Consider the following 6,721-nt stretch of genomic DNA (forward strand, 5'->3'; position numbering starts at 1 on the left):
CGGGCCGGCGGCGCGGCGGGGGCGGGCGGCTCCGCGGCATCGATCGCGCGCGGGGCGGAGCCATCCAGGTTGAACCGCTCCACGCGCGCCTCGGCGCGGGCGCGCTCGACCGCGCCCTGGACCTCGGCCTCCATGAGCTGCTGGCGGATGGCCTGGGCCACTTCCTCGAAGGGCGGCGGGGCGGCGGTGCGGCGTTCCTCGACCTTGATGACGTGCCAGCCGAAGGGCGATTGCACCGGGGCCTCGCTGATCTGGCCGGCCTGCAGGCGGAAGGCGGCCTCGGCGAATTCGGGCACCATGTCGCCGCGACGGAAGAAGCCGAGGTCGCCGCCTTCGCGCGCGCCGGGGCCGGTAGAGCGCCGCTGCGCCACCGCCAGGAAGTCGGCGCCGCCGCGCACCTCGGCCAGCGCGGCGCGCGCCTCGGATTCGGTCGGCACGAGGATGTGGCGGGCGCGCACCTCCTCCTCCGCCGGGCGGGCGGCGATCTCGCGGTCGTAGCGGGCGCGGATGGCGGCATCGTTCACCCGCGCGGAGATCTCGCGCGTCAGCCAGGCCTGTTGCAGTTCCTGTTCCTCGGCCCGGCGGATGCGCGCGCGCACCTCCGCATCCTGGTCGAGCTGGGCGCGCCGCGCCGCGGCGGTCACCGCGCGCCCGGCGATCATCTGGTCGAGCAGCAGCGGATAGAGCATCTGCGGGGGTGCGCCGCGCAATTCCTCGGGCAGGTCGCGCGCGGCGGCCGCCAGGTCGGACAGCAGGATGGGCTCGCCATCCACGCGCGCCACCACGGGGTCCCCGGGCGGCGTGGCCGGCGTGGGCTGGGCCCGGAGACCGGGCGCGGCGGCAAGGACGAGCGCCAGGGCGAGGCCCGCGCGGAGCGGATGGGCGGAGCGAAGGCGAGGCGTCATGGTCTCTCGGATCCGGGGAAGCCCGGAAGATGGCGGAAGCGTCACGGCCCCACAAGGCGGGGAAGGGCCGGCCGGCGTTGACCCCGGGGGTGGCGCCGCTTATCTCTGCCGGGGCCGCGCCGCGACCCGCCTGGACCCGCCCGGTCCGGCCGGGCGCGGCGCGATACGAGTCCGCGCCCCTGCTGCGGGGCGATGCTCGACCGGGCCGCCCGCCCGACGGAGACCGACACCCCCGATGTTCGCCCGCCTTGCCGCCGCCATCTTCGGTACCTCGAACGACCGTGCGCTGAAGCGCTACCAGGCGCGGGTGCCGGCCATCAACGCGCTCGAGCCCCGGATGCAGGCGCTGTCGGACGAGGCGCTGGCCAACCAGACCGTGCTCTTCCGCGAGCGCCTGGCCAAGGGCGAGAGCCTGGACGACATCCTACCCGAGGCCTTCGCGACGGTGCGCGAAGCGGCGCGGCGCGTGCTCGGCCTGCGCCATTTCGACGTGCAGATGATCGGCGGCATGGTGCTGCACGAGGGCAAGATCGCCGAGATGAAGACCGGCGAGGGCAAGACCCTGGTCGCCACCCTGCCGGTGTACCTGAACGCGCTGCCCGCGAAGGGCGTGCATGTGGTGACCGTGAACGACTACCTCGCCACCCGCGACGCCGAATGGATGGGGCGGATCTACAGGTTCCTGGGGCTCACCGTCGGCACCATCGTGCATGGCCTGACCGACGAGGAACGCCGCGCCTCCTATGCCTGCGACGTCACCTACGGCACCAACAACGAATTCGGCTTCGACTACCTGCGCGACAACATGAAGTACCGGCTGGACGACATGGTCCAGCGCGACTTCGCCTACGCCATCGTGGACGAGGTCGACTCGATCCTGGTCGACGAGGCGCGCACGCCGCTCATCATCAGCGGTCCGTCGGAGGATTCCTCGGACCTCTACCGCAAGGTGGACGAGGTGGTGAAGGAACTCGTGAAGGACGAGGCCACCTTCGAGAAGGACGAGAAGCAGCGCACCGTCACGCTGACCGAGGCCGGTAGCGAGCGCGTCGAGGAGATGCTGAAGGCGGCCGCGCTGGTCACCGAGGGCGACCTGTACGACATCCACAACGTCACGGTCGTGCACCACCTCAACCAGAGCCTGCGCGCGCACACGCTGTTCAAGCGCGATGTCGAATACGTCGTGCGCCAGGACAAGATCGTCATCATCGACGAGTTCACCGGCCGCATGATGGAAGGCCGGCGCTATTCGGACGGGCTGCACCAGGCGCTGGAAGCCAAGGAGCACGTGACCGTCCAGCCGGAGAACCAGACGCTCGCCTCCATCACCTTCCAGAACTACTTCCGGCTCTATCCGAAGCTGTCGGGGATGACCGGCACGGCATCGACCGAGGCCGACGAATTCGCCGAGATCTACAAGCTCGACGTGGTCGAGATCCCGACCAACGTGCCGGTGGCGCGCCAGGACAGCGACGACGAGGTCTATCGCACCGCCGCCGAGAAGTACGAGGCGGTGGCCGTGCTGATCGCCGAGGCGCGCGAGCGCGGCCAGCCGGTGCTGGTCGGCACCACCAGCATCGAGAAGTCGGAGATCATCTCCGCCCTGCTCAAGAAGAAGAACGTCCCGCACCAGGTGCTCAACGCCCGCTACCACGAGCAGGAGGCCGGCATCGTCGCCCAGGCGGGCCGCCCGGGGGCGGTGACCATCGCGACCAACATGGCCGGCCGCGGCACCGACATCCAGCTCGGCGGCAACTACGAGATGCTGGCCCGCCACGAGGCCGGCACCAACGAGGGCGAGGGCTACGAAGCCGCGGTCGCGAAGCACAAGGCCGAGGTCGAGGCGGTGCGCCCGGCGGTGAAGGCCGCCGGCGGGCTGTTCGTGATCGGCACCGAGCGCCATGAATCCCGGCGCATCGACAACCAGCTGCGCGGCCGGTCGGGCCGCCAGGGCGATCCGGGTGCGTCGCGCTTCTTCCTCTCCCTGGAAGACGACCTGATGCGCATCTTCGGGTCGGACCGGATGGGCGGGATGCTCACGCGCCTCGGCCTCAAGGAAGGCGAGGCGATCGTCCATCCCTGGATCAACAAGGCGCTCGAGAAGGCGCAGAAGAAGGTCGAGGCGCGCAACTTCGACATGCGCAAGAACCTTCTCAAGTACGACGACGTCATGAACGACCAGCGCAAGGAGGTGTACTCCCAGCGCCGCGCCTTCATGGTCGCCGACGACGTCGCCGAGACGGTGCAGGAGATGCGCCGCGAGACCATCGCCGACCTGGTCGCCCGCTGCATCCCCGAGAACGCCTACCCCGAGCAGTGGGACCTCGAGACGCTGCAGCGCCAGGTGCATGACGTGCTGAACCTCGATGTCCCGGTCGCCGACTGGGCGAAGGAGGAAGGGATCGACGACGACGCGGTGCGCGAGCGGCTGGAGGAAGCGGCCGACCGTTCCTACGCCGCGCGCGCGGCCAATGTCGGGCCCGACATCATGCGCCAGGTCGAGAAGTCCCTGCTGCTGCAGGTCTTCGACCAGGTGTGGAAGGAACACCTTCTGGCACTCGACCACCTGCGCCAGGGCATCGGGCTGCGCGCCTATGGGCAGCGCGACCCGCTGAACGAGTACAAGTCCGAGGCCTTCGCGCTGTTCAACGGCATGCTGTCGGACCTGCGCGAGCGGGTGACGTCGCTGCTGCTGCGGATCGAACTGCGCCCGGATGCGCCGCCGCCCTCGCCCGAGGGCATCGGGTTCCTCGACATGCGCCACCCTGACCCCGAGATGGCCGCGGCGGAGCTCGAAATGGCCAATGGCGGCGGCACCACCTACGAGGCCGTGCCGATGGCGATCGGTACCGCGGCGCCGCGGCCCATCGCGCAGGGCGTGGACCCGAACGACCCCGCCACCTGGCACCGCACGCCGCGCAACGCGCCCTGCCCCTGCGGGTCGGGCAAGAAGTTCAAGGTCTGCCACGGGCGGGCATGATGCTGGCTCGCGGCCTGGTGCTGGCCGGCGCGCTCGCCTGCCTGGCACGGCCCGCCTCGGCGCATTGGGAATTCACCCGCTGGGGCATGACCGAGCGGCAGGTCGCCGCCGCCGTGCGCAATGCCGGCACGGTGCGAACGCTGCCGCCGGCGGAGCGCCGCGCCGTGCCGGGCGCGCGCATGGAATACCGGGCCGCCGGTGAGTTCCGGTCCGGCCCGCTGCGCCTGACCGTCGCCTTCGGCTTCGACGCCCGCAACGGCGGGCTGGTCTGCGTCTCGGCACAGGGGGAGGCGGCTCAGGCGGAGGCGTTGCGCGCCCGCATGGAACGGCAATTCGGCCCGCCGCAGGAACGCGGGCGGGACCCGGTGAGCGGCACCATCACACTGGGCTGGACGCAGCCGGATGAGATCGACATGCAGATCACCCCGGGTCGCCCGGTGGTGATCCTGCATTGCGCGCGCGGGGTGTGACCCGCGCCGACGCTATTCGGTCGGCGAGAGGGTCTTGATCAGGTCGAAGACGCGCTTGCGCACCGACGGGTCGGTGATCCGATAGTAGGCGCGGACCAGCTCCAGCGTCTCGCGCCGGTGCAGCGTGTCGTCCTCGAAGCCCTCCTGCCCCTCGGCGAAGCCGAAGGCGGCGCCGCGGGAGCGGTTGGCGGCGTTGCCGCCGAGCTCGGGCGACATGTCGTCGAAGAAGAAGCCGATCGGCACATCCAGCACGCGCGCCAAGTCGAACAGGCGGCTGGCGCCGATGCGGTTCACCCCGCGTTCATATTTCTGGATCTGCTGGAAGGTGAGGCCGAGCGCCTCACCCAGCTTCTCCTGGCTCATGCCGAGCAGGGTGCGGCGCAGGCGGACGCGCGTGCCGACATGCACGTCGATCGGGCTGGCCCGATGCTCGCGCTCCACGCGCTCCACGGTCTCGTCACTCGCCATCCGGCCCTCCGCGCCCCGCATTTCTACACGCGCCCTCTGCAAATCGGTAACCCAGGCATTAGCGCCCGTCGAGTGTCGCAGGAATAGGCGCGCCTTCACCTTTCGTCAACTCTTTTTATTATTCTCGCAAATTGAGACAATCCAACAGCGCGCCTCATGGCTCGCCTCGCCCGAAGCGCGGCCCGGCACGCCCACACCACCACCCAAGGGCGAGAAGCGCCAACGCAAAAGTGATCGGGATCACAAGACCGAAGCGCGCGAAGGGCGTGGGCTCACGCGCCGCGGGCAGAGGCGCCCGCAACACCCCGGTTTCGCCCAGTTCCGTCCGCGCAACCTCACGCCCGCGTGCATCGAAGACAGCCGACACACCCGTCTGCGCGGCCCGCGCCAGCGGCAGGCCTTCCTCGACCGCACGCAGGCGCGCCGCCGCCAGGTGCTGCCACGGCCCCGCCGAGATTCCGAACCAGGCATCGTTGGTCACGTTGACCAGCCAGGCCGGACGGTCGGTGGGTACAACCTGCGCGGGAAAAATCACCTCGTAGCAGATCAATCCGCCGAAGGGCGGCACCCATCCCGCCCGCACCGTGCGCAGGGATTCGCCGGGCGTGAAATCCATCCCCCCCTGCACCAGACGCACCGGCAGCAGGCCGGACAAGGGCATGTACTCGCCGAAGGGCACCAGGTGCACCTTGTCGGACACCCCGCGCACCTCCCCGGCCGGATCGATCGCCACCAGCGCGTTGAAGACGCGCCGTGCCCGCCCGTCGGACCCGCGCTCGGCCCGCACCGTGCCGCTCAGCAGCATGGCCCGCTGCGGCAGGGCGCCCGCCACCAGCCGGCGCACCTCGGGGTCGTCGGCCAGCAGGAACGGCACCGCGGTCTCGGGCCAGATCACGACCAGGCCGTGGTCCGGCGGCAATTCCTGCAGGGCGGCCAGCGCCGCATCGCGCGTGCCCTCGACGTAGCGGCGCAGGATCGGGATCCGCTGTTCCTCGCGCCACTTCACCTCCTGCGCGATATTGCCCTGCACGATCAGCAGGCCGACCGGCTGCGGCGGCGGCTCGGCCGGCCAGAGGCGCAGCACGCCGAACAGCGCGAAACCGGCCAGCGCCGCCCCGCCGCCGGCCATGGCCCGCCATCCCAGCATCGGCGTGGCGGCCAGCAGCACTGTCGCGAGCGACAACCCATGCACCCCGATCCAGGCCGCGGCCTGGACCGGCAGCGCCTCGAAGGCCCAGACCGTGCCCAGCAGGTTCCACGGGAAACCCGTAAAGACCCAGCCGCGCAACACCTCGAACAGCACGAAGGCGCCGCAGAACACCAGCACCCGCGGCCAGCCCGCCCGCACCTGCACCGCCAGCGCCGCCGGCACCGCCACAAACACCGCAAGCGGCAAGGCCAGCGCCGGCACCGCCACCGGCACCAGCCACCAGAACCGCTCCACCTCCGTCAGGATCGCATGCGTGATCCAGTACAGCCCCGCCGCGAAGAACCCCCAACCCCAGGCAAACCCCACCCAGAAGGCCCGCCGCCAGCCATCCGCCGCCCCGCACATCACCAGCAATCCGGGGATCGACACAAGCAACACTGGCACGGCATGCACCGGCGGCAAGGCCAAGGCCGCCAAGGCCCCCAACCCGACCGCCGTGCCCCACATCCGCCAGCCCCGCCGCGCGGCGAGATGACCCAGGAAACGATCCCACATGCGCGACAGTCCTAGTAGGCGAGGGGTGGTGCCGGCGCGGTGCAGGGCGAACCGGGAGGGCTCTGCCCTCCCGGACCCTCCCGCCGGGGGCATACGTGCCCCCGGACCCGCGGAGAGTGAATGGCCGGAAGGGAGGAGGGGCGTGGCGCGCCCTGCGCGTCGGCACTACCGACGAGCCCCTCCTCCCTTCCGG

The 6,721-nt window shown here is 70.9% G+C and carries 5 protein-coding genes; 2 read left to right on the forward strand and 3 right to left on the reverse strand.

Annotation, left to right across the window (positions count from 1 at the left end):
• Window positions 1–905, reverse strand: a 905-nt coding sequence (locus HW578_RS20935) for a peptidylprolyl isomerase (protein ID WP_198372654.1), incomplete at its 3' end; no start/stop codon positions are given.
• Window positions 906–1,140: 235 nt separating this feature from the next.
• On the opposite strand from HW578_RS20935, the gene secA reads away from it, so the two are divergent.
• Window positions 1,141–3,885: a preprotein translocase subunit SecA gene (gene secA / locus HW578_RS20940; protein WP_198372655.1), complete on the forward strand. Its 2,745-nt coding sequence runs from the start codon at window positions 1,141–1,143 to the stop codon at window positions 3,883–3,885.
• Entirely contained in the window at window positions 3,882–4,355 is a 474-nt protein-coding gene (locus HW578_RS20945; RefSeq protein ID WP_198372656.1) for a hypothetical protein, read from the forward strand. The genes secA and HW578_RS20945 overlap by 4 nt, the downstream gene beginning before the upstream one ends.
• Before the next feature lie 12 nt (window positions 4,356–4,367).
• Here the strand turns inward: HW578_RS20945 and HW578_RS20950 are convergent, their stop codons facing one another.
• Together HW578_RS20950 and lnt are read right to left on the reverse strand one after the other, a co-directional pair.
• Window positions 4,368–4,823, reverse strand: a complete 456-nt coding sequence (locus tag HW578_RS20950) for a helix-turn-helix domain-containing protein (protein ID WP_198372657.1) — start codon at window positions 4,821–4,823, stop codon at window positions 4,368–4,370.
• A 154-nt stretch (window positions 4,824–4,977) separates the two neighbouring features.
• Window positions 4,978–6,528: an apolipoprotein N-acyltransferase gene (gene lnt / locus HW578_RS20955; protein WP_198372658.1), complete on the reverse strand. Its 1,551-nt coding sequence runs from the start codon at window positions 6,526–6,528 to the stop codon at window positions 4,978–4,980.
• Window positions 6,529–6,721: the final 193 nt, after the last annotated feature.

Source organism: Roseomonas rosulenta (assembly GCF_016106005.1).
In the GTDB taxonomy this organism is placed as follows: Bacteria; Pseudomonadota; Alphaproteobacteria; order Acetobacterales; family Acetobacteraceae; genus Neoroseomonas; species Neoroseomonas rosulenta.